Below are 25,666 nucleotides of genomic sequence, written 5' to 3'. Positions count from 1 at the left end.
TAAGTCGCCTTTATGCACAAGCAGGTAGAAATATTCACCGATGGTTCATGCTTAGGCAACCCAGGCCCCGGTGGTTATGGCGCTATTTTACGCTATCAACAACATGAAAAAACCCTAAGTGAAGGATTTTTTATGACCACCAATAACCGAATGGAACTTCTTGCCGCTATCGTAGCATTAGAAACATTAAAATTCCCTTGTAAAATTACACTGACAACAGATAGCCAATATGTCAGACAGGGTATTACACAGTGGATCCATAGCTGGAAAAAGCGTCAATGGCGTAAAGCAGACAAAAGCCCTGTACTTAATGTTGATTTATGGAAACGCTTAGATAGTGCTATTACTCGTCATGAAATTGAATGGCATTGGGTAAAAGGCCATGCAGGTCATGATGAAAATGAACGTTGTGATGAATTAGCAAAAACGGCGGCTCAATCACCTACACAAGAAGACACGGGCTATATTGAAAGCCAGAAAGATAAGACAGCCAACGAGTAATGTTTTATGGCTCTGAGTGATTGCGTGTAGCCCCTAAAACTCGACCTTTTACACTCATGCGTGGCAATGCAAATTTCAACGCGGTGGGTGTTAAAGGGAGCGTTCTTTTGCGAGCGATAATTAAATTTAAACAGCCTCCGGTGTGATAGCGGCTACCATCACGTTTTATTGGTCTTGAAAATGGCATAATCTGAAAATTCTGTTGTGTCATCACTTCGTAATTTAGCACACTAAGCCAATCAATTTGCCGACGAAGTGAAAACATACGACTTGAATAAGGCTGTTTTTGTCGCAAGAGAGGCGTGCATTTACCCAGTCCTAATAAACTAATAGGGTTGAAGCTCGTTAATACTATCCAGCCATCATCAATTAAAACACGATCAGCTTCTCTTAATAGCCAATGGGGATCTGCACTATAATCAAGCACATGAGCCATAAGGCAAACATCAACCGATTTATTTTCAAAGGGTAGATAATCCAAAGACGCTATAACATCCGCATTTATTGCATTTGATGTCACATTGACTTGATGTGAAACGATACTTAATTTGGTATCCAGTTCGGCACTGAGTTGACCGAGTTTCAGCAAATGAAAGCCATACATTTTCGGCCACCAGTTTTGTAAACGCAATTCAATCGCCATGCGATAATATTCTCCCCAAGGAATATCACGCCAAGAGTCCGGCATTGTAATTGGTTTTACTGAACGCGCTGCTTTCATCGTTTAACCCTTTATATTTTATAAGTAAGGTAACTTATATGGAGCTTATCAGAATTCCTGCTTTATCCGATAACTACATTTGGCTATTAAGTAATGAAAATAGTGAATGTGTGATTGTTGATCCGTCACAGGCCAAACCTGTTATTGAAATGCTCTCACAACGTTCACTAACGCCTATCGCGATTTTATTAACCCATCATCATGATGATCATGTTGGTGGTGTTGCTGAACTTGCCAAAAAATATCCTAACATCGACATTTTTGGCCCACAAGAAACACAAAGTAAAGGGGCTGAAAATATTATTCATAATCAAGAGCGTATTATTGTTGGCTCTTTTACTTTTAATGTGATTGGTACGCCGGGCCATACATTGGGTCATGTTGCTTATTATTGCGAGCCCTATTTATTTTGTGGCGATACACTTTTTTCTGGTGGTTGTGGCCGTTTATTCGAAGGAACCGCACAACAAATGTTCAGTTCATTACAAAGATTGAGTGCTTTACCTGATGACACATTAATTTGTTGTGCTCATGAATACACCCTATCAAATATGACCTTTGCACATCATATCATGCCAGAAAATGCACTTATTACCGATTATTTAGCCCAAGTTAGTGAAATGCGTAAAAATTTGCAACCTACTGTGCCAATGACACTGAAAAACGAAAAGAATATTAATCTTTTTTTGAAATCTGACGATATTGATTTGCAAAGGATTTTAGGTATAACCACTAATACTTATGCTACAATTAAGACATTTACAAAATTAAGAGAATTAAAAGACAACTTTTAATTCCTATTGGTTGTTTTATTTTGGCACACTAAGTATCATTTGGTTCAAAAAACACACAGGATGAATTTTTCTATTATGAAGACAAAAGCGATTTTGTTCTCCATATTGCTACTGGCGGGTTGCCAGCAATCTGAGAACATTAAACCTAATTTGTCTGCGAATGCACCAATATCAACGAAAGGGACTTCAACTTCTCACCAACCTCAATATGATGTAAAAACCAATTTATGGGGTTATGTAGTAAGTGAATTAAAAATGGACCTCCCCGAAAATGAAAGGATCTCGCAGCAAGAATTATATTTTTTAAATAATCCCAAACATATACAGAGCGTTGCTACTCGCGCTGAGCCTTATATGTATTCGATTATTGATGAAATTGAAAAACGTGAATTACCGATGGAACTTGCTCTTGTTCCTGTCGTTGAAAGTGCGTTTAATCCTCATGTTACCTCTTCTGCAAATGCAGCGGGTTTATGGCAATTTGTACCAATAACGGGTAATTACTATGGTTTGGCACAAAATCAATGGTATGACGGTCGTCGTGATGTTATGGCATCAACTAAAGCAGCTCTTGATTTACTAGAGCGTTTGTATGTGATGTTTGATAGTGATTGGGCACTTGCCCTTGCTGCTTATAACGCTGGTGAAGGCCGTGTTATGCAAGCAATAAAGGCAAATGAAAGTAAAAACCTACCAACAGACTATTGGTCGCTTTCTTTACCTAAAGAAACGATGAATTACGTGCCGAAAATTCTCGCTTTAAGTAAGGTTATTCGTGAAAACGAACAAGATATTACTTTCCCAAAAAGTAACTATCGCGATAAAGCATTAGCCTCATTTGATGTCGGTGAGCAAATCACGTTAAGTAAAGTCGCTGAATTAAGTCAGTTACCTATTAATACCGTGAAAGACTATAACCCCGGCTATAAACGTGGAATAACTGCACCTAATGGCCCTCATGTCATTATGTTGCCTCGCAATAAGCTTGACCAATTCCGTAACGCTTTTGAAGATGAAGCTATATTAGAAACTATTCGCTTGGCCGTCGCCAAAACGAATCAATCTATTAAGCAAGAAGGCGTTTATAAGGTTCGTTCAGGGGATTCCTTTTACGCTATTGCTCGTCGCTATAATATGAGTATCAAAGACTTACAGCGTATTAATGGGTTAAATGCAAAGAGCACATTGCTGGTTGGTCAGACATTAAAAATTCATAATGCAGGTAGTGTCAGTAGCACCACGACAACGAAACCAACAAAACCTTCACCAAGCTACTATAAAGTACGCCAAGGTGATTCTTATTACAGTATTGCCCGTCGCCACGGCATTAACCTTAAATTATTAATGAGTTGGAACTCAGATATTAAAATGTTAAAGCCCGGTACACAACTTACGCTTTATACAAAATAGTTAGCTCATTTTCTATTCTGATTAAAAGCCATCAATGTTATGACATCTTTAGTCTTAATCTTGATGGCTTTTTTACAAGTGATAAAAAAGCCATTTATCCAATTCATGCCACATACTGTGTTTGCTCTATTTCTTTTCTAATCTTATCTCAATGATATCAATTCAAATAATAGACAAACGATAGCAATAAAAAAGCGCCAGATATAACTATCAAGCGCTCTATTTAGGTTAATTTAGTGTATTAGCTTTATAGCCAGAAGAACCAAGCAAACAGAGAGATAACTAAGATACACACTAAGTTCAGTACACCACCGACACGTACCATCTCTGTCTGTTTGATATAACCAGAACCAAAGACAATCGCATTTGGTGGGGTTGCAACAGGTAGCATGAACGCACAAGATGCACCGATACCGATAATCATAGTTAACGCCATTACTGGCATGCCTAATGCTTGTGCAACCGTTGCAAAGATTGGTACTAATAACGCCGCACTCGCTGTATTACTGGTAAATTCAGTTAATACGATGATGAAGGTTGTTACTGCAAGGATAATCACGAACCAGTGGCTATTACCAAAGGTATCTTTCATAAAGTCAGCCATAACTAAACTTGCACCAGATGATTGTAAAATTGCGCTTAGTGTTAAACCACCACCAAACAGCATTAATACTCCCCACTCTGTGTTCTCTTGGATTTGGCTCCAACTAGCGACCCCAGTCACACCGATAACAATTGCAGCACTGACCGCAATAACGGTATCCAGATCTTTTACACCACCAAAAGCGCTGCTAATAAAAGAGCTGAAGATCCAGCAAAATACAGTAACCAAGAAGATGATCATGGTAATAACACGTTTGTTATTCCACTCTAACACTTCTAATTTCAGATCAAACTTATGTTTTAAGTTAGGACGTAGCATCAGATACATCACGATAAACATGATAGGTAATAATACCAGCATGATTGGGACACCATACTTCATCCACGTAATAAAATCTAAGTTCAGCTGAGCTGCTGCAATCGCATTTGGCGGGCTTCCCACTAACGTACCTAAGCCACCAATACTCGCACTATAAGCAACACCTAATAATACGAATACAAAGGTATTACGCTCTGAACGAATATCTAGGTTGGAGAGGATACCTAACACTAAAGGTAACATCATCGCGGCTGTTGCTGTGTTACTGATCCACATTGAGAGTAATGCAGTAACACCAAATAACAGCAATACAGCAATTGAAAGTTTACCTTTTGCAATCATCAGCAAGCGGTTAGCAATTAAGCGATCTAGCCCTTGAATATGAAGCGCTGTCGCTAATGCAAAGCCACCGAAGAATAAGAAAATGATGGGATTCGCAAATGATTTTAATGACTCATTGGTATTCATTAGCCCAAGCACAACGGCTAAAATAGGTATAAATAATGCTGTTATCGTAACGTGAATGGCTTCTGTCAGCCATAACACTCCCACAAACACCATTAATGCTAAACCTGCATTGGCCTTTGGATCATAAGGTAAAAATTCTAGCAGAAGTAGTAATAACACCACATCAATAGCCAGAATGATTAACCCTCGTTTGTTTATCGGGCTCGACTTCGCCGATGGGGCTAAATTGGACGCGTCCATGATAATACTCCACATTAGCTGATATGAATATTGGATTCACTAAGCTTAAATTGTTAACGAAATAGGTTATATGTGAAATATAAAAACATTTCGCACCATTGAAAATGTGCAAAACGTATAATTGGGATCTCATCCACGAGAATTAACCAATTTATTAATAAAAGAGTAATAATTGAACACTATTTTCTCTTACACATCACACTTTTTTCAATGATGTTAAGAATAAATATTCTGTTTTTTCTGAAAAAAAATTAAAAAAAGGGGAGAACTTAAGGCTCTCCCCTTTTCAATCAATAAGATTTTTTAATCAAAGGTGCAAGATTATGCTTGGCCTTTAACTTCTTTCAGACCGTTGAAAGGTGCTTTGTTACCTAATGCTTCTTCGATACGGATCAGTTGGTTATATTTAGCAACACGGTCAGAACGGCTCATAGAACCTGTTTTGATTTGGCCAGCTGCTGTACCAACTGCTAAGTCAGCGATAGTTGCATCTTCTGTTTCACCAGAACGGTGAGAGATAACAGCTGTGTAGCCTGCATCTTTCGCCATTTTGATTGCTGCTAAAGTTTCTGTCAGTGAACCGATTTGGTTAAATTTGATCAGAATTGAGTTAGCGATGCCTTTGTCGATACCTTCTTTCAGGATCTTAGTGTTAGTTACAAACAGGTCGTCACCAACCAGTTGGATTTTGTCACCAAGAACTTTAGTTTGGTATGCAAAACCATCCCAATCAGATTCGTTTAAACCATCTTCGATAGAAACGATTGGGTATTGTTTAGTCAGTTCTTCTAAGTAATGAGTGAACTCTTGTGAAGTGAAGGTTTTGCCTTCGCCTTTCAGTTCGTAGTTACCAGTTTCGTTGTTGTAGAACTCAGAAGCTGCACAGTCCATAGCCAGAGTAACGTCTTTACCTAAAACGTAACCAGCTTTCTCAACGGCTTCTTTGATAGCTGCTAATGCAGCAGCGTTAGATTCTAAGTTTGGCGCATAACCACCTTCGTCACCAACAGCTGTGTTCATACCTTTTGCTTTCAGCACTTTTGCTAAGTGATGGAAGATTTCTGAACCCATACGCACTGCTTCTTTCAGAGTAGGTGCGCCAACTGGTTGGATCATGAATTCTTGGATATCAACGTTGTTATCTGCGTGCTCACCACCATTGATGATGTTCATCATTGGCAGAGGCATAGAATATTGACCGTGAGTACCGTTCAGATCAGAAATGTGCTCATACAAAGGCATACCTTTCGCAGCAGCTGCTGCTTTTGCGTTTGCTAAAGAAACCGCTAGGATTGCGTTTGCACCAAAGTTTGATTTGTTTTCAGTACCGTCTAAATCGATCATGATTTTATCGATGTTAGCTTGGTCTTTTGCATCCTGGCCAAGGATCGCTTTAGCGATTGGACCATTAACAGCTGAAACCGCTTTCAGAACACCTTTACCTAAGAAACGTGATTTATCACCATCACGTAATTCTAAAGCTTCGCGAGAACCTGTTGATGCACCTGATGGAGCCGCTGCCATACCAACAAAACCACCTTCTAAGTGAACTTCTGCTTCAACTGTTGGGTTGCCACGAGAATCAATAATTTCACGACCAAGTACTTTAACGATTTTGGACATTCGGTTTTCCTCTGTACAAGTTAAATTTCCGAGAAGAGATACCCTATCTCTTCTCATATATCCTATTTCAGCAGGCCTTTTTGGTTATCAAAGGCTGCTTTCACAAAGCCTGCAAATAACGGATGGCCGTCACGCGGCGTTGAGGTAAACTCTGGGTGGAACTGACAAGCAACAAACCAAGGATGGTTTGGATTTTCAATAATTTCCACCAGTTTGTTATCTACTGAACGACCTGCAATACGTAAACCCGCATCTTCGATACGTTTTAATAGCAGATTATTTACTTCATAACGGTGACGATGGCGCTCTGTAATGGTGTTTTTGCCATACAGTGTACGAACTAAGCTATCACCACTTAAATGGCAAGGCTGAGCACCAAGGCGCATCGTGCCACCTAAATCACTTTCATCTGAACGCACTTCAATGTTGCCATTTTCATCGCGCCATTCAGTAATTAATGCGATAACTGGATATTTGCAATCTGGTGCAAATTCAGTAGAGTTTGCGCCTTCCATACCAACAACATTACGTGCAAACTCAATCATAGCAACCTGCATACCTAAGCAAATGCCTAAGTAAGGGATTTTATTTTCACGCGCATATTGAGCAGCCATAATCTTGCCCTCAACACCACGTTCACCAAAACCACCAGGTACTAAGATTGCATCTAACCCTTTAAGCATTTCTACGCCACGGGTTTCAACGTCTTGTGAATCAATTAATTTGATATTTACAGTAACACGGCTTTTGAAACCACCATGTTTTAATGCTTCAATCACTGATTTATAGGCATCTGGTAATTCAACATATTTACCAACCATACCAATGGTTACTTCGCCTTCAGGATTAGCTTCTTCGTAAATAACTTGTTCCCACTCTGCAAGATTTGCAACTGGGCAATCTAAGCTGAATCGTTTACAGATATAATCATCTAATCCCTGTGATTTCAATAGTGCAGGGATTTTATAAATGGAATCGACGTCTTTTAATGAAATAACCGCTTTCTCTGGCACATTACAGAACAGTGCAATTTTGGCACGTTCGTTTGCAGGAATAACGCGGTCTGAACGGCAAATCAACGCATCTGGCTGAATACCGATCGACAGTAATTCTTTTACAGAATGCTGAGTTGGTTTGGTTTTCACTTCACCAGAAGCGGCTAAATAAGGCACTAATGTTAAATGTAGGTAGAATGTGTGCTCACGGCCCACTTCTGCTGCCATTTGGCGAATCGCTTCTAAGAATGGTAAAGATTCGATATCACCAACAGTCCCGCCGACTTCAACTAAAACGACATCATGGCCTTCACCGCCACGGATGATGCGTTCTTTGATTTCATTAGTGATATGAGGAATAACTTGAATTGTAGCCCCAAGATAGTCACCACGGCGCTCTTTACGTAATACTTCAGAGTATACGCGACCTGTCGTGAAGTTATTACGACGAGTCATTTTCGTGCGAATAAAGCGCTCATAGTGTCCTAAGTCGAGATCAGTCTCAGCACCATCGTCAGTGACGAAGACTTCCCCGTGCTGAATTGGGCTCATAGTACCTGGATCGACGTTGATATACGGATCCAACTTCATCATGGTGACATTGAGTCCACGGGCTTCGAGTATAGCCGCCAGAGAGGCTGCGGCAATGCCTTTACCCAGAGAGGATACGACCCCGCCGGTCACAAAAATATAATTCGTTTTCATGCTGAACCTGAAAGTTTAGGTGTATTAGGATGATGGATATAACTGGACGGGAACACAGTATACCCGAACCTTATTTTCGCTACAAATATTCTTAGTAGTATAAAGTTCTTTTTCATCACGCCACTTATCCGTTTAAACACGAAAAAACAGTAAAAATTCAATAAACTAAACCCGTGAAAATATTTCTCAAGCATTTTAGCTTAATCCTTTCAGCTAAGATACCACTTTTAGAAAAGAGATGCTTTATTTTTTTCACGATATTAAGTGTAGCAGGTTTATAGCGAGATCTTTTGCTTATGATCATGCTTTTAATTTTTTTGAGGTTAATCACATTTTTAATGCAATTAAATGTAACTGCAATATTTAAAATCATCTAAAAACAAAAAAACGAAATTACCTTTTATAATTTCGATTTTTAACAAGTTTTATAAAAACAGCTGAAAAAACGAGATGTTACAAGCTATTTTTATCGCATTTTATGTCACACTGGCGTTAATTTGCGTGTCACAATTCACTCAATCTGTTGTTTCTTTGCTTTCTGCCAACAGATCTCCATCTCTTCCAATGAAGCATTTTCTATGTCTATGCCATCTTCCGAGAGCGTTTTTTCAACAAAGCGAAAGCGTTGTTCAAATTTACGACATGCTCGATTTAATGCTTGTTCTGGTTTTTGTTTTAAATGCCGAGATAAATTTACAACTGAAAATAGTAAATCACCCAATTCATCTTCAATTTTAGACGCATCTTGAGGTGTTTTTTTCACTTCAGCCATCACTTCATTAATTTCCTCAAACACTTTACCTAAAACAGGTTCAAGTTCATTCCAATCAAATCCGACAGAAGCACATCGTTTCTGAATTTTTTCTGCTTTCATCAAAGCGGGTAATGTAGCGGGAATATCATCTAATAATGAAAATTGTGCTTTTGCTTCACGCTCTTGTGCTTTCAGCTTTTCCCAGCGATGTTTTTCCGTTGATAAATTGTTTTCGCTTTCAGAGGCAAAGATATGAGGATGACGACGTTCTAGCTTATTACTAATCGCTTCACAAACATCATTAAAATCAAATAATTTTTGCTCTTGCGCCATTCGTGAATAAAAAACAACTTGATAAAGCAAATCGCCTAACTCTTCTTTTAAATCAGCAAAATCTTTACGAGTAATAGCATCTAACACCTCATACGTTTCTTCTAATGTATAAGGCGCGATAGTGTCAAAAGTCTGCACTTTATCCCATTCGCATCCAGTATCTGGATCACGTAACTGCGCCATAATTTCTAATAAACGAAAGATTTCACGATTTTCTGACATCATATTGCCTTTTAAATAAGAGTGAGCTTTATCCTGTTTAATACATTTTTAGATAAAAAAATGCCGAGAACAGTTGTCTCGGCATCTTATCATTTTAATGTTTTAGTGAGAAAAGCGTTTCGCCTCTATCACATCAGGCAACTGATTAAGTTTTGCCAAAATACGACCTAATACTTGGAGATTATAAATCTCAATATTCATATCGATTGTCGCAATTTGTTGCTTCACATCACTACGGCTACTGACACCTAGCACATTGACTTTTTCATTCGCTAAAATAGTGGTGATATCACGCAATAATCCACTACGATCATTAGCAACAACACGAACAACTAATGAATAACCACTAGAGTAATTCTCTCCCCATACCGCATCAACGATACGTTCTGGTGCATGAGAAAGCAGTTCAGCAAGTTGCTCACAGTCAGCGCGGTGAATCGAAATACCACGACCTTTAGTGATAAAGCCGACAATATTGTCACCCGGAATAGGTTGGCAACAACGTGCGATATGATGCATTAAGTTACCCACACCTTCGACAACAATGCTTCCACCTGATCCTGTGGCTCTAGGTGCTGGCGTTTTGTTTTCAAGTGTCCGCAGAGCTTCTTTATCTTCATCTTCCGCAGTGGCTTTATTTAATTTACTTTGAATAAAGTTCACTAACTGGTTAATTCTGATATCACCGACACCAATACCAGCTAATACTTCATCAACACTATGCACGTTATAACGCGCAATCAGCAGTTTTTCTGCTTCTTTCATGTTGATATCCATATGCGCCAATTCGTTATCTAAAATCTGGCGTCCAGCAAGAATATTTTTATCGCGATCTTGCTTACGGAACCAATTATGAATTTTCGCACGCCCACGACTTGTGGTGACATAACCTAAGTTAGGATTTAACCAATCACGACTTGGATTAGGATGTTTTTGCGTGATAATTTCAATTTGGTCACCCATCTGTAATTGATAGCTAAACGGCACAATACGCCCGCCAATTTTCGCTCCAATACAGCGATGTCCCACATCACTATGAATATGATAAGCAAAATCAAGTGGTGTTGATCCCGCTGGTAAATCAACTACATCACCTTTTGGTGTAAAGACGTAAACTCTATCATCAAAGACTTGGCTCCGGACTTCATCCAACATTTCGCCAGAATCCGCCATCTCTTCTTGCCATGCAATCAGTTTACGTAACCATGCAATGCGGTTTTCATAACTGCCTGTACCGCCTTTCGTTGCAGCGCCAGTTGCACCTTCTTTATATTTCCAGTGCGCAGCCACACCCAATTCAGCATCTTCATGCATTTGGCGAGTACGAATTTGGATCTCAACCGTTTTGCCTTCAGGCCCTAACACAACCGTATGAATAGATTGATAGCCATTCGGTTTTGGATTTGCAACATAATCATCGAATTCATCAGGTAAATGACGGAAATGCGTATGTACAATCCCTAATGCTGCATAGCAGTCTTGAAGACGTTCAACAACAATACGTACCGCTCTCACATCAAATAACTCATCGAATGCGAGGTTCTTTTTCTTCATTTTGCGCCAAATACTATAGATGTGTTTGGGACGTCCATAGATATCTACATCGACATTTTCTTCTTTCATATAACCACGTACTGTACTGACAAAATTATCAATGTACTGTTCGCGATCGATACGGCGCTCATGAAGCAAGCTTGCTATTTTTTTATATTCATCAGGATGAAGATAGCGGAAACAAAAATCTTCTAACTCCCATTTTAATTGACCAATACCCAATCGGTTGGCTAATGGTGCATAAATATTAAAACACTCTTTAGCAGCCAGTACGCGCTCATCTTCTGTGGCATCTTTCACTTCACGTAAATGGGCAATACGTTCTGAAAGTTTAATGACCACACAACGGAAATCTTCCACCATAGATAACAGCATGCGACGCACGTTATCTACCTGAACTGAACTTGTTTCATTAGTGTGTGTCGCTTTTAATTGGCGTATGGCATCCATCTCCATAACACCACGCACTAAGCTCCAAATGGCATCACCAAAGTGTTCAGTAACAATTTCCTGATCAATAAGATTTTCTTCAGCAAGTGGGAAAAGAAGCGCTGCCCTCATGCTGTCTTTATCCATGCTTAGTGTCGAAAGAAGCTCAACCATTTCAACACCACGCCACAATAACAGTTCGGCATCTTCACGCCCTTGAACAGTACGATGGCAGTATTCCCAGGTTTGCATGATTTCACTACCCGCATTGACATGGGTTAAGTTCAAGCTATTGACCCATTTATCAACAGCAAACTCTCCTGCAGGTGTTAAGTGAGCACTTCTTACTGCAACCATATTCTCTCCCTACACGGTATAAATCTTATTTGCGACTTATTTACTGGCTAACTGTTTATTTTCAAATAAATTTACTTTCGACTAAACAGTGCCATTGATTCCAGATGACCCGTTTGTGGAAACATATCCAACATTTTTAAACCGGCTAGCTGATATCCAGAATCTAATAATATCTTACTATCTCTGGCTAACGTGGTCGGATTACAGGAGACATACACAATTTTTTCTGCGGATAACTTCACAATATGTGACATTACCTCCAAAGCGCCTGCTCTTGCGGGATCTAACAACACTTTGTTAAAACCTTCTTTCGACCACGACATCGCAGAGAAATCAGCTGATAAATCTGCATGCCAAAAATGCGCATTACCTAGTTGGTTTAGTTCTGCATTCTTTTTCGCCATTTCAACCAGCGCAGGTACACCTTCGATGCCCACCACTTCACTGACACGTTTTGCGATAGGTAAAGTAAAGTTTCCCATACCACAAAACAGATCTAACACGCGATCTTCTGGCGATAAATCAAGCCATTCAATAGCTTGAGCAACCATCTTAGGATTTATTTCATCGTTTACTTGAATAAAATCAGTAGGTGCAAAACGTAAATTTAGACCTTCTATTTGATAGAAGGGTTCCTTCTCAATTGAAGTTAATCGTGCTATCTCGCTATTATCACCTGCAAGATACATCGTAACTTGATGAGTTTGAGAGAAATCACGCAAACTCTGTTTATCACTCTCAGGTAATGGTGATAGATGACGTAAAATCACCAACGGCCCATTATCAGCGAGCACCATTTCAACATGCCCTAAATCACGTACTGATGTTAATTGTTTAAAACATTCCCAAAGAGGAGACAATAAATCATTTAACTGTGATTTTAATACTGGGCATTTTTTTATCATGACCAAATCATTAGAGCGCTCTTGGCGAAAGCCCATCACCAACCCTTTTTCAGGTTGATAACGCAATCCCAATCTTGCTCTACGACGATAACCATATTCAGCGCCGGAAATAACAGGTTCCGCCGAAATCACCACACCCGTTTCACGTTTAATAAGATGTGATAACACACCCGCTTTTGTTGTACGTTGTAACGCAATCGGCACATGTTGCTGCTGACAACCACCACAACGCTCATAATATTCACAATGAGGCGTTATACGCTGCTCACTAGTAGTTAAACGCTTAATAACCTCGCCTTTAGCAAACTGGCGCTTTTCTTCTGTTAAACGAATACGAGCAGTTTCTTGTGGGAGTAATCCTTTTACAAAAATCGTTTTGCCCTCAGCATGAGCAATACCTTGACCATTTGCATCCAATGCACTGGCGGTCACTTCCAGAGTTGTCGCCTGTTTTTTCACAGGGCGTTTTTTAGGAGAATAAAACTGCACCATAGTATTAAATTAAGTATCAATGACGGATTAACAGTGAAATGGCATCGTTTTAGAATACGCTGTATGTTTTTCAGCGTTACATGAATGACTATGCATTTCAGAAGAAAACATGGGAAGAGTATAACATCGAACAAGTTATTTACTTAACTGATATAAGCAATATTTTTGTTAAATTGAGAAAACTTTTAATGATAACAACCTAAGGCACTCGCTTTATGAATTTTATATTGTTCTATAACTAACAAATATTATATATAACTTTTATATTGAATATATTTACAATTAATAACATCTATTTTCTGTTATTTTAATAAACATTTATTATCACTAAGAAAAGTCTAAAAATTATCACCAATCAATTAGATAGCATTTCTCTTAATGATTACAAATTAATCACAAACCATTAATTTTCTATATTCTTCATAAGCATAATGATCAGTCATTCCACTGATATAATCTTGAATTAATCTGGTACGATAATAAAACTCTAAAATTTTTCCTTTTTCAGGATTTATATCATTTAGCTTTTCTAACATTTCGTTATAAGCCAGTTTATGTTTAACAGAAAGCTTATGATATAAACGCGTCTCAATTACATATTTAGGATGTTCGTTATATTTATGCAATCTTAAAAAATCTTCAGTTGATAATAAAAGCAAGGGCTTATAAATATCAAGTAATCCACTGATCACGCGATATCCTTTCATTTCAAGCTCTTCAACTTCAGGATGGCTAAACACCCATTTTTTAGCGACACTTTTTAATGTTGTTAATAAACGATGCTCTGCACTATCTCCCTCCAATAAGGCGTGATTAAAACTCCCGTCATAAACTTGAGGGAGATTTTTTATAAAACGGTACGCCGTATAAGGGACTAATTTTCCTGTAATATAAACTCGTAAATACATAAAAAACTGATCTTGCATGCTACGTTTAGCTTCATTTTGATCGACTTTTTTATAGGCACGATTCACAGTAATATCGAATAAATCACCTTCGGTCACATCACCATTTTCACGCCATGCATCTCGTAAAAGTTGAACAAGACGGTTGATATCAAAAATCCCCTTTTCTACCGCATCATCTAAATCCGCAATGCAATACGAGATATCGTCGGCAGCTTCCATAATATATGTGAGAGGAAAGCGACAAAATTCGCCCATATCTAATTTTTCTTGTACTTCTTTTACGAATGCTAATTCAGACCAGTAATACCCCGGTTTCTTCATTAAATAGCTATATTCTTTGGGGATTTCACCTTGCCAATAAGCAGGACGAGTATATTTTAATACACAACCTATTTGAGCATAGGTTAAATTCAATTTAAGAAGATGATGCGCCATTCGAATAGCTTGAGCATTGCCTTCAAATTGGCATAAATCTTGGCGTAAAGTTTGTCGCAATTCATTTAATTGCACTTTAGCTGAATACTGCATAGGGATAAACGGGCAATTATCGAATTCGGCTGTCGCCTCTGGTGATAATACTTTTTGAAACCAATGCTTAATCGCGGCCTCACCAAAATGACCAAAAGGTGGATTACCAATATCGTGCATTAAGCACGCCATCTCAATTAAACTTTCAAGACTATCGATGCGATCAATTAAGCCATACACTTCAAGCTTATTTTGTTTTTTTAATTCGCCGATAATTTGTTTAGCGATATAACGACCAATTTGCTGAACTTCAAGAGAATGAGTAAGACGGCTACGTACTGCGGAATTTTGCTCTAAAGGAAAGACTTGCGTTTTTTGTTGTAAACGCCGAATAGCGGCTGAGTTAATAATACGGCCACGATCACTTTCAAATTGACGAGAAACCTGCATTTCATCGTTAATATCGATATCACTGCTGTTATATTTGCGTTGATAATTTAACTTCAGCTTAAAATCGATCATTTCTGTCCTCTTTCTGGTTTCGATGAAACGAATTCTCTATTCTTTGTGTTATATCGTGTTTTTCCGATAGATGTTAAACTCTATTTAAATTTCTATTTATTATTAACCTACAAGTGAGTATGACACAATGAGAGTTGGCGTAATAGGTGCAATGGAGCAAGAAGTCACACTTCTACGTGAGAAAATTGAAGATTGCCAAATCTTATCTCGTGGCGGTTGTGAAATCTATACAGGCACAATCAACGGTGTTGATATTGCATTATTAAAATCAGGTATTGGTAAAGTTGCGGCTGCGATTGGCACAACCTTATTGCTTGAGCATTTTCGCCCTGATGTTGTTATCAATACTGGTTCTGCGGGTGGCTTAGACTCAAGATTAAATGTCGGTGATATCGTTGTTTCAACAGAAGTTCGCTATCACGATGCAGATGTTACTGCGTTTGGTTATGAACCTGGTCAAATGGCACAATGCCCTCCTGCTTTTATTGCAGATCCTAAACTTGTTAGCATCGCAGAAGAGTGTATTGAATCGCTAAAATTAAATGCTGTTCGTGGTTTAATTTGTAGCGGTGATGCCTTTATTAATGGTTCAGAGCCTTTAGCGCGCATTCGTCGTACATTCCCAGATGTTGCTGCCGTAGAAATGGAATCCACCGCGATTGGTCATGTTTGTCATCAATTCAACACACCATTTGTTGTAGTTCGCGCTATTTCTGATGTGGCTGATAAAGAATCACATTTAAGCTTTGATGAATTTTTATCTGTAGCAGCAGAACAATCAAGCTTAATGGTGACAGCGATGTTGGATAAATTAAAAGACTAATTAAGTCGAGATAATCCTAATATCGCTTTATCAATACCCCCACCTTTATTTTTTACTTATTCTAAGATAAAAGTTAGGTGGGTATTTTTTATTATTGGAATAACAATGCGTTTATTTATCAATTTTGGATTATTACTCTGTTCATTATTTTGGCTAAACTTTGCCATTGCTATCACGCCTGCTGATCGTGTTATTACGCTATCGCCATCAGCCACCGAAATGGCTTATGCCGCAGGGATGAGTGATAATATTGTCGGAGTTAGTGCTTACTCTGATTATCCAGAGAGAGCCAAAAGTATTGAACAAGTTGCCAATTGGCAGGGTATTAATATCGAACGCATTCTATTATTAAAGCCAGATTTAGTGATTGCATGGCAAGGCGGTAATCCACAACGTTCGTTAGATCAGTTAAAAGCTTTGGGTATCCCTATCATCTATTCTGATCCACAAAGTATTGAAGAAATTGCAGACGATCTCGTTACTCTTTCCAATTATAGCCATCATCCTGATATTGCATTAAAAAATGCCCAACAATTACGCCAGCAATATCAAGTATTGCAGCAACAATACTCATCAACTATATCTAATCATCCCAAGAAAAAGGTGTTTATCCAATTTGGGATGCAGCCGTTATTTACCACATCAAATAACACATTACAAAGCTATATTATTGAACTTTGTGGCGGTGAAAATATCTTTGCTAATAGCTCTGTGGCATGGCCTCAAGTAAGTCGTGAGCAAGTACTTACAAAACAACCTGATTTAATTATATTCAGTGGTAAAGCAGATCAAATACCTACAGTACAAGCATTTTGGCAACCTCAGCTCACTGTACCCGTTATTGCTATTGATGAAGACAGTTTTAGTCGACCTGCACCGCGTATTATTAACGCAGCACAGCAAGTTTGTAAGGCAATAGCAACGAACCATTAGCAAAATAATTATTCTATCGCTACTAATACACAACCCTTTAAACAATCAAAAATAAAGAAGAGAAGAAAAAAAGAGAAGAGTAACCACAGACAAAAGTCGTGAGCAAGCAGTGCAACAAGACAGACAGCGCACAGTAAGCGGAGCATATATTAGTATGTGAGCATTACGAGCACTGCTCTAACGCCGTGGCACTACTGCACAGCCACGACGCCAAAGAAGGATCAAATACTAAAGGAGGAACCGCAACCACACGTACTCTTAGCATTAGGATTCGTCACAATAAAACGCGACCCTTCCAATCCCTCGGTATAATCCACACAGCCACCCACTAAATACTGTAAACTCATCGGATCAACCACTAAGGCAACGCCTTGTTTTTCTATGGTCATATCACCTTCATTCATTGCATCATCAAAGGTAAAACCATACTGGAATCCGCTACAACCGCCACCCGTGATATAAACACGTAAACGCAGATTTGGATTTTCTTCATCCGCAATCAAATCTTTTACTTTATTTGCAGCCGCGTCAGTAAATTGTAACGGCAGAGCCATATCATCACTCATTGTTCACTCCAGACTGGGTATTCCAGCAAAAAAACAGCCAGCAAAAATTTATATTTCTTGCTGATATAATGTGATGATTATCTAATACCTGCTCATAACCTTCAAGTTTGTTGTGGACAAAATACACTTTTTGCTACCTATCACTTTTTACGATAAACCACGTACCCACAATAACAGTGATAAATCAAAATGTTGTTGTCGTATATTTGGCTTCATCTGCGCGGTGCTTTAGAATACGCCTTAATCTTACGCTCACCCATCATTAGGAGTCTGACATGAGCAAGTCTGAAACGCTTTATAATCTCGCACAACAAGTGATCCCCGGCGGTGTCAACTCACCTGTTAGAGCATTTAACGGTGTAGGTGGAACCCCTCTTTTTATTGAACGTGCTAATGGTGCGTATATTTATGATGTTGATGGACGAGCTTACCTTGACTATGTCGGCTCATGGGGACCGATGGTTTTAGGCCACAACCACCCTTCTATTCGCCATGCAGTTACTGACGCTGTACAAAAAGGTCTAAGCTTTGGTGCACCAACGGCAGCTGAAGTTGAAATGGCAAACCTAGTTACTGAACTTGTACCTTCCATGGATATGGTTCGCATGGTGAACTCAGGGACAGAAGCGACAATGAGCGCTATTCGCCTTGCTCGAGGTTACACTGGTCGTGACAAAATCATTAAGTTTGAAGGTTGCTACCACGGTCATGCTGATTGTCTATTAGTAAAAGCGGGCTCTGGCGCATTAACGATGGGGCAGCCAAATTCACCGGGTGTACCGGCTGATTTTGTAAAACACACCTTAACCTGTACTTACAATGATTTGAATTCTGTACGCCAAGCATTTGAAAACTACCCTGAAGAAGTCGCTTGTATCATTGTTGAACCTGTTGCAGGCAATATGAACTGTGTACCACCAAAAGCAGACTTCTTACCGGGCTTGCGTGCATTATGTGATGAGTATGGTGCATTGCTGATTATAGATGAAGTTATGACAGGCTTTCGCGTCGCATTAGGTGGCGCACAAGCTTACTACGATGTTGATCCTGACTTAACATGCTTAGGTAAAATCATTGGTGGCGGTATGCCAGTGGGTGCATTTGGTGGACATATGGAAGTGATGTCTAAACTCGCACCAATTGGGCCTGTTTACCAAGCGGGGACGTTATCAGGTAACCCCATTGCAATGGCAGCAGGTCTCGCGTGTTTACACGAAGTATCACAACCGGGTGTTCATCAAACATTAAATGAGCTAACAACAATGCTAGCTGATGGTTTACTTGAAAAAGCACAACAAGCGGGCATTCCAATGGTTATCAACCATGTTGGCGGTATGTTTGGTCTATTCTTTACGGATGCAAAAGAAGTGACTTGCTATCAAGATGTGATGAACTGCGATGTCGAGCGCTTTAAGCAATTTTTCCACTTAATGTTAGAAAAACGCATCTACCTTGCGCCTTCAGCATTTGAAGCTGGCTTTATGTCGATTGCTCATACCAAAGAAGATATTCAACGCACTATTGATGCAGCGGAATATGCTTTTGCTCAGATGAAGGGCTAAGATCCGATTAGTTTTTTGATAAAATAAGATGTAAATAAACAAAAAACGGCACTTATGTGCCGTTTTTATTTTAGCTAATCTACGTGATTACCTACTCAGAAAATAGATCTTGTAACCATTTTGGTGCGCCACTTTCATCAGTATCTTGCTGAATAGGTGTACACAATCCATCTGGATTTGCTGTCCATACAGGTAGAATACGAACACCTCCACCATAACAAGCAAAGTTACCTTGAGCATCAACAGACATTTCAGCGATATCTTCTGGTACTGGTGGATTTAATTTCAGCGGTGCTTGATTTTCTAAATAGTTACGATATAGCAATAATGCCCCTGTTGAACCCGTTAAGTTCGTTGGACCATTATTATCGCGTCCCATCCATGAAATCGTCACCTCCTTGCCATCTATTCCGGCAAACCAACTATCACGAAGATCGTTAGTGGTACCGGTTTTGCCTGCAAGGTTATAATTGCCAAATTTTGGTTTTAATACACGCCATGCTGTTCCCGAGTTCACCACTTGTTGCATACCAAATAACGTCATATAAGCCGCTTGAGGTGAAACAGTCGTTTCAGCTTGAGGATAACTTTGGTAAAGCACTGTGCCATCTTGGGCAATAACAGAACGTAATGATGATAATTTTGCACGATTACCTAAACTACCAATTGTTTGGAAGGTTTGAGCCACTTCCATCGGTGTTAAGTTTAATGCACCTAATAACATCGCTGGTACTTTTTCCAGATTTTCCGCTGGTGCGCCTAAGTTGATCCATGTTTTGATAACTTGGTCTAATCCCACTTCTAAACCAAGATTTACTGTAGGTATATTACGTGATGTTGCTAATGCATCCACCAGCATTAATTTACCTTTATAACCACGATCGTAGTTACGAGGTTGCCAAGGTTTACCCCCCGGAATAGGTACAGAAATCGGTTCATCAGCAAGCCATGTATTTAAACGAAAACGCTCTGGTTCACTTAATGCGGTTAAATAGGTCGCGGGTTTTGCTAAAGAGCCAATAGAGCGACGAGCCGATAATGCGCGGTTAAAGCCCGCATATTGTGGTTGAGATCCCCCCACTAAGGCTCTCACTTCACCACTTAAGCGATCCACAACAACCATCGCCCCTTCAAGATCGTCTATTTTACGAACTTTACGGATATCTGCGACACCCACTTCAACTGCTTTTTCAGCTGCATCTTGTGAGACAGGATCTAATGTGGTGAAAATTTTCGTACCCGATAAATCTTTCACTTTATCGCCCAAGGTTGTTTGTAACTCTTGGCGAACCAGTTGCATAAACGCAGGTTGAGGCGTTAACGCTTCGCTACGTGGTTTCACACCTAAAGGACGCGCACTAAGTACATTGTAAAGCTCTTGGTCGATTATCTCTTGGGTTTGTAGTAGTTTTAATACCACATTACGACGTTCTAACGCTGCTTTAGGGTTACGCCAAGGATTATAAGCTGAAGCACCTTTAACCATCCCCACTAAAAGTGCTTGCTGATCAAGACTTAACTCATCAACAGGACGACCAAAATAGTAAAGGCTAGCTAAAGGGAAGCCTCGAATTTGTTCATCGCCACTTTGCCCTAAAAAAACCTCATTAAGATACAACTCTAGGATGCGATCTTTGCTATAACTCGCATCCATAATAATTGCCATGTAGGCTTCATTTAGCTTTCTTTTTAACGTTCTTTCGTTAGTCAAAAATAGGTTTTTCACTAACTGTTGCGTTAAAGTACTCCCACCTTGAACTGCTCTGCCCGCAGTAAAGTTTGCTAATACAGCACGACCAATAGAATAAAAACTGATACCGTCGTGCTCATAGAAGCGGCGATCTTCTGTTGCAATTAATGTATCCACTAATAATTGTGGGAATTTATCTCTTGCTAAGAATAAGCGTTGTTCACCATTTGCAGATTGCATCATGGTAATTAATTTAGGATCAAGACGGAAAAAGCCAAACTGCCGCTGATTATCCATGTTAGTAATACTAACCAAGGAATTTTGCTCAAAGGCTAATTTAGCTAAAATTTGTTCTTCACGACCATCAGGAAAATCAAAAGGTCGACGCAACATTTCAATCGTGTTGCCTCTTACAACAAATTCGCCAGGACGAGTGATTTTGTTAACATTGCGGTATTGCATACCCTCTAGTAAGCTCACCATCTCTTTTTGGCTATAATTCATGCCCGGTTCTAAGTTAACGGTACGTCCGTAAACCGCGGCGGGTAATTCCCAAACATTGCCATCAAGGCGCTCTTTAATTTGAGAATGTAAATAAACACCATAAATGCCCATTAAAACCGCAATCACAATGGCGATTTTGACAAATAACCAAAACCAAGAACGACCTCTCTTGGTTTGTTTCACTGGTCTTTTCTTTCTACTCATGAACTGTATCTCTCATTAAAACCCCTTTATCTCGGGATAAAGAAGCCTAACATTGTCGCTATTTTTCTGTGTGATCCCACAAGAAAGCTCTCAAATACGAATAAAACTAGGGTAAAACTAATATTCATTTATTGGCTATATTTTTTTACTCGTCGTGTGGGTGCGGTATCTGCGGGTGAATCAGGCCATAAATGCTTGGGATAACGCCCTTTCATCTCTTTTTGCACCTCTTTATAACTTCCTGCCCAAAATGTCGCTAAATCTTGTGTTTTTTGAATAGGTCGATGAGCAGGTGATAATAATTCCATCACTACGGGTAATTGACCATTCGCTACAATAGGGCTTTGCTGTTCGCCATAAACCTCTTGAATGCGGATCGCGATCACAGGAGGTAACTCCAAATCATAGTTGATAATCACTTTTGTGCCTGTTGGCGCCAAATAATGCGTCGGAAATAAACTTTGAAGCAACTGATTTTCATGCCATGTTAATTGATTTTTAATAATCGTATTGATATCAATTTGTTGTAATGCCTTTAATGTCTGAACATCTCCCAGCTCAGGCAACAGCCATGTTTCTAACGTTTCAAGTAACACCGTTTCTTCTAAATCAGGTAATAAAGCTTCTGGACACCATTTTTTCGCCAAAGAAAGGCGTATAAAAAGTTGTTGAGTCTCTTCACTCAGTGCTAAAGCATTTAAACCGTTATCTCTCAACCAATTCAATAATGCTTGTTGTATTTGCTGTTTATTGGGTTTATCTAATTGGCGCCGGCTTAAGGTTAATCGTCCTAACTGACGTTGTTGCCATGCAACCAACGTACCGCGTTTTTCATCCCATTCAACAGTTGTATTATTTTCAATAAGCGCTGGAAAAGTAGCTGATATTTCATCAATATCAATCGGTAGCGCTAATAAAATTCGGACATCGGCATAATGTGCATTTTGTAGTAATAATGGTGCTAAGATCCACGCTGTATCACTTATTGAGTGCGAGTGCTCCATCATAGCACCTTGCCCATTTGCTAAGCGAAAACGACCTTGATTATCACGATTTTTAGCAATCCTATCAGGAAACCCAACCGCTAATAATAAACCTAACAATTCAGGACAAAACATCCCTTTCCGATGTTGAGAAAGCTGTTTTTCACGTCGTGCCCAAAAGGTGTTTTTTTGTTGAGCAATCCACTCTAAATTAATTTCTTGTCCTCGGGGTGGCTCTTCTAAGATTGCACATAAGCGTGCTGCTGTCGCAAGATGATTGTCACTTTGCTCATTCGCATAATCTAAGATTGCTGCTAATCGAGGCTCTATGCCCCATTGAGCCATGCGTGAACCTCGTGCTGTTAATCCACCTTGTTTATCTATTGCACCTAAACGGTACAATAAATCTTTAGCGGCATGTAATGCTTGAGGTGTTGGCGTATCTAACCAATTCAACTGATTAATGTCGCGACAACCCCACTGCAAGACAGAAAGCCATAACGACGATAAGTCACTACTTAAAATTTCAGGTATTTGGTGAGAAGTAACACGCTCTGCCTGTTCTTGGCTTATTAAATGCCAGCAAATACCCGCTTCAAGACGTCCTGCTCGCCCTGCTCTTTGTGTCTGTGATGATTGACTAATTCTTTGACGCTGTAAGCTAGTAACACCACTTTTCAAATCAAATTGAGCACGTTTTTCAATAGTGCTATCAAGAACCAAGCGAATACCTTCAATTGTCAGACTGGTTTCTGCAATATTGGTGGCAAGTACCACTTTTCGATAACCTTTTTCAGTTGGTTCAATCGCTTTTTGTTGTTCCGCTAATGAAAGCGCGCCATAAAGTGGAAATAGCAAAATATTGCCATCCACTTTATCTTTTAGAATATCTACAACACGCACTATCTCTGCACTACCCGGCAAGAATATCAGCATAGAACCGGTTTCTTGTGCCAATAATCTCAACGCCATTGTGGCAATTTCTTGTTCAAAGGGTTGATGCGTATTGATAGGAGAATACACTCTTTCGACGGGGTAACTACGCCCTTGTGCGCTGATCATGGGGGCATCTGGTAATAGTAAGGTGAGTTTTTGATTATCTAAGGTTGCAGACATAATCAAAACACGTAAATCATCACGTAACCCCATCTGCACATCAAGCAATAGAGCCAGTGCTAAATCTGCCTGTAAACTGCGTTCATGAAATTCATCTAAAATCACTAGGCTCACGCCAGTCAACTCTGGATCTTGCTGTAACATCCGGTTTAATACCCCTTCAGTTACCACTTCAAGTCGAGTTTGTAAGCTGACTTTGCTTTCCGCCTTCATACGGTAACCTACCGTATTTCCAACATCTTCATTTAGCTGACTGGCTAAACGGTAAGCAATGCTTTTAGCCGCTATTCGTCTTGGCTCTAATAAAATGATTTTGCCATCAAAGCAATTTTGCTCCAGCAAATAGAGCGGAAGCGCCGTGGATTTACCAGCACCAGTAGGTGCATGAAGCAAAACTTGTGGGGATTGTTTTAACGCAGTAACGATTTTTTCTGTTACATCAAAGATTGGCAATAAATGCACACAGGCTCCATGACTCATTAACTTTCTTGGCTAGGCATTGTAGCATTAGCGCTTTATTAAAGGTCGTATTTTCATCGGAGTTGTCATGAAATTTGAGCAACCGCTACAATCTGCCACTTTACTAAAACGATATAAGCGTTTTTTAGCAGACGTTGTTACCCCTAATGGGGAAGAATTCACGCTCCATTGCGCCAACACCGGTGCAATGACGGGATGTGCGACACCCGGTGATACCGTTTGGTACTCCACCTCTTCAAATGCAAAAAGAAAATATCCGCATAGCTGGGAACTGACTCAAACTCAAACCGATGATTGGATTTGTGTAAATACCTTAAGAGCGAATGGAATTATTGCTGATGCTATTGAGGCAGGCGACATTCCAGAATTATCTGAGTATGACGAGATAAAACGAGAAGTGAAATACGGTAGTGAGAACAGCCGTATTGACATTTTACTTAAATCAAATCATAAAGTTGACTGTTATATTGAAGTGAAGTCAGTCACCTTGCTAGACAACGGTATGGGCTATTTCCCTGATGCAAAGACAGAACGCGGTCAGAAACATCTTCGAGAGTTGACGGCTATCGCAAAATTGGGCTTAAGGGCTGTCTTATTCTACGCAGTTCCCCATACTGGGATTACGGAAGTGACTGTTGCTAAAGAGATTGACCCTGCCTATGCTTCACTGCTAAAAGAAGCCTGTGATGCAGGGGTTGAAATCTTGTGTTATCGCATCAATATTAGTGAATACGATTTAACAATTGGACAGCAATTACCTTTTATTTCAAATGGTTAATTGATTCACATGGTGTTAGTTAAGCATTTTTTAACTAAAAAGGGACATTTACTTGCGTGCCTTCACACCATGAGAAAACTTATTGAAGGAATAATTGCTATCCTCGCGGACATCTGCTATTTATAGCGCCCTATTTTTTCCCCTTCCTGTTTTGAAGGTGGGGATTATTCAGAAATGCGTATGTAGGAGAAGCATTATGCAAGAAGGGCAAAAGCGTAAAACATCGTCCATGAGCATTCTCGCTATTGCTGGCGTTGAGCCATATCAGGAAAAAGCGGGCGAAGAGTACATGAACGAAGCCCAATTAGCGCATTTTAAGCTAATACTTGAATCTTGGCGCAATCAGCTCAGGGATGAAGTCAACCGCACCGTTACTCATATGCAAGATGAGGCGGCAAACTTCCCCGATCCCGTTGACCGTGCTGCACAAGAAGAAGAATTCAGTCTTGAGCTGCGTAACCGTGATCGTGAACGTAAACTCATTAAAAAAATCGAGAAAACACTGAAAAAAGTTGAAGATGATGACTTTGGTTTCTGTGAATCTTGTGGAGTAGAAATCGGTATTCGCCGTTTAGAAGCTCGCCCTACAGCCGATTTATGTATCGACTGTAAGACATTAGCTGAAATCCGCGAAAAGCAGATGGCTGGCTAATAATAAGTAAACGCCTCAGCCTAATACGTTGAGGCGTTAATCTGAATCTTTC

General features: G+C 39.6%; 19 protein-coding genes. 8 read left to right on the top strand and 11 right to left on the bottom strand.

Annotation, left to right across the window (positions count from 1 at the left end):
• The first annotated feature begins 12 nt into the window (after window positions 1–12).
• Window positions 13–501, top strand: a complete 489-nt coding sequence (gene rnhA, locus NBG71_RS12200) for a ribonuclease HI (protein WP_075673396.1) — start codon at window positions 13–15, stop codon at window positions 499–501.
• A 4-nt stretch (window positions 502–505) separates the two neighbouring features.
• Here rnhA and NBG71_RS12195 read toward each other — a convergent pair whose 3' ends face one another.
• Window positions 506–1,222, bottom strand: a complete 717-nt coding sequence (locus tag NBG71_RS12195) for a methyltransferase domain-containing protein (protein ID WP_075673395.1) — start codon at window positions 1,220–1,222, stop codon at window positions 506–508.
• A gap of 38 nt (window positions 1,223–1,260) precedes the next feature.
• Here NBG71_RS12195 and gloB point away from each other — a divergent pair, with 38 nt between their 5' ends.
• Together gloB and mltD are read left to right on the top strand one after the other, a co-directional pair.
• On the top strand, window positions 1,261–2,016 hold the full coding sequence (gloB, locus tag NBG71_RS12190; protein ID WP_250916884.1) for a hydroxyacylglutathione hydrolase: 756 nt from the start codon (window positions 1,261–1,263) through the stop codon (window positions 2,014–2,016).
• 75 nt (window positions 2,017–2,091) lie between these two features.
• Window positions 2,092–3,426, top strand: a complete 1,335-nt coding sequence (gene mltD / locus NBG71_RS12185) for a murein transglycosylase D (RefSeq protein WP_075673393.1) — start codon at window positions 2,092–2,094, stop codon at window positions 3,424–3,426.
• A gap of 247 nt (window positions 3,427–3,673) precedes the next feature.
• Here mltD and NBG71_RS12180 read toward each other — a convergent pair whose 3' ends face one another.
• The 7 genes from NBG71_RS12180 to dgt form a co-directional block, all read right to left on the bottom strand.
• Window positions 3,674–5,056, bottom strand: a complete 1,383-nt coding sequence (locus NBG71_RS12180; protein WP_004247295.1) for an SLC13 family permease — start codon at window positions 5,054–5,056, stop codon at window positions 3,674–3,676.
• 321 nt (window positions 5,057–5,377) lie between these two features.
• Complete coding sequence (eno, locus tag NBG71_RS12175; protein WP_075673392.1) at window positions 5,378–6,679, bottom strand: phosphopyruvate hydratase; 1,302 nt, start codon at window positions 6,677–6,679, stop codon at window positions 5,378–5,380.
• Window positions 6,680–6,741: 62 nt separating this feature from the next.
• Complete coding sequence (gene pyrG / locus NBG71_RS12170; RefSeq protein WP_075673391.1) at window positions 6,742–8,379, bottom strand: glutamine hydrolyzing CTP synthase; 1,638 nt, start codon at window positions 8,377–8,379, stop codon at window positions 6,742–6,744.
• Between the two features lie 511 nt (window positions 8,380–8,890).
• Complete coding sequence (gene mazG, locus NBG71_RS12165; protein ID WP_075673389.1) at window positions 8,891–9,688, bottom strand: nucleoside triphosphate pyrophosphohydrolase; 798 nt, start codon at window positions 9,686–9,688, stop codon at window positions 8,891–8,893.
• Between the two features lie 102 nt (window positions 9,689–9,790).
• Window positions 9,791–12,028 carry a GTP diphosphokinase gene (gene relA, locus NBG71_RS12160; RefSeq protein ID WP_075673388.1) on the bottom strand — a complete coding sequence of 746 codons (2,238 nt, stop codon included), beginning with the start codon at window positions 12,026–12,028 and terminating at the stop codon, window positions 9,791–9,793.
• Window positions 12,029–12,099: 71 nt separating this feature from the next.
• A complete protein-coding gene (gene rlmD, locus NBG71_RS12155) occupies window positions 12,100–13,425 on the bottom strand; it encodes a 23S rRNA (uracil(1939)-C(5))-methyltransferase RlmD (RefSeq protein WP_250916883.1) in 1,326 nt (441 codons plus the stop codon).
• A gap of 389 nt (window positions 13,426–13,814) precedes the next feature.
• Window positions 13,815–15,323: a dGTPase gene (gene dgt / locus NBG71_RS12150; RefSeq protein ID WP_191901810.1), complete on the bottom strand. Its 1,509-nt coding sequence runs from the start codon at window positions 15,321–15,323 to the stop codon at window positions 13,815–13,817.
• A 127-nt stretch (window positions 15,324–15,450) separates the two neighbouring features.
• Here dgt and mtnN point away from each other — a divergent pair, with 127 nt between their 5' ends.
• Window positions 15,451–16,146 (top strand): 5'-methylthioadenosine/S-adenosylhomocysteine nucleosidase, encoded by a 696-nt coding sequence (gene mtnN, locus NBG71_RS12145; RefSeq protein ID WP_075673455.1) that lies wholly within the window; start codon window positions 15,451–15,453, stop codon window positions 16,144–16,146.
• Between the two features lie 105 nt (window positions 16,147–16,251).
• Entirely contained in the window at window positions 16,252–17,079 is an 828-nt protein-coding gene (gene btuF, locus NBG71_RS12140; RefSeq protein WP_075673456.1) for a vitamin B12 ABC transporter substrate-binding protein BtuF, read from the top strand.
• Between the two features lie 221 nt (window positions 17,080–17,300).
• Here btuF and erpA read toward each other — a convergent pair whose 3' ends face one another.
• The gene (gene erpA, locus NBG71_RS12135; protein WP_006534944.1) at window positions 17,301–17,645 is read right to left on the bottom strand and encodes an iron-sulfur cluster insertion protein ErpA; all 345 of its coding nucleotides are present in this window, start codon (window positions 17,643–17,645) and stop codon (window positions 17,301–17,303) included.
• Window positions 17,646–17,920: 275 nt separating this feature from the next.
• Between erpA and hemL the strand changes: the two genes are divergently transcribed.
• Entirely contained in the window at window positions 17,921–19,207 is a 1,287-nt protein-coding gene (hemL, locus tag NBG71_RS12130) for a glutamate-1-semialdehyde 2,1-aminomutase (RefSeq protein ID WP_075673457.1), read from the top strand.
• Between the two features lie 91 nt (window positions 19,208–19,298).
• Here the strand turns inward: hemL and mrcB are convergent, their stop codons facing one another.
• Both mrcB and hrpB read right to left on the bottom strand, forming a co-directional pair.
• A complete protein-coding gene (gene mrcB, locus NBG71_RS12125; protein WP_075673458.1) occupies window positions 19,299–21,605 on the bottom strand; it encodes a bifunctional glycosyl transferase/transpeptidase in 2,307 nt (768 codons plus the stop codon).
• Window positions 21,606–21,733: 128 nt separating this feature from the next.
• Window positions 21,734–24,166 (bottom strand): ATP-dependent helicase HrpB, encoded by a 2,433-nt coding sequence (gene hrpB / locus NBG71_RS12120; protein ID WP_250916882.1) that lies wholly within the window; start codon window positions 24,164–24,166, stop codon window positions 21,734–21,736.
• 85 nt (window positions 24,167–24,251) lie between these two features.
• Here hrpB and sfsA point away from each other — a divergent pair, with 85 nt between their 5' ends.
• Together sfsA and dksA are read left to right on the top strand one after the other, a co-directional pair.
• Window positions 24,252–24,962: a DNA/RNA nuclease SfsA gene (sfsA, locus tag NBG71_RS12115; RefSeq protein WP_109419528.1), complete on the top strand. Its 711-nt coding sequence runs from the start codon at window positions 24,252–24,254 to the stop codon at window positions 24,960–24,962.
• A 196-nt stretch (window positions 24,963–25,158) separates the two neighbouring features.
• On the top strand, window positions 25,159–25,614 hold the full coding sequence (gene dksA / locus NBG71_RS12110) for an RNA polymerase-binding protein DksA (RefSeq protein ID WP_023580786.1): 456 nt from the start codon (window positions 25,159–25,161) through the stop codon (window positions 25,612–25,614).
• Window positions 25,615–25,666 lie beyond the last annotated feature (52 nt).

Origin of the sequence: Proteus sp. FZP2095, from assembly GCF_023701425.1 — a bacterium.
In the GTDB taxonomy this organism is placed as follows: domain Bacteria; phylum Pseudomonadota; class Gammaproteobacteria; order Enterobacterales; family Enterobacteriaceae; genus Proteus; species Proteus cibarius.
This window is presented reverse-complemented; position numbering and strand designations above follow the sequence as displayed.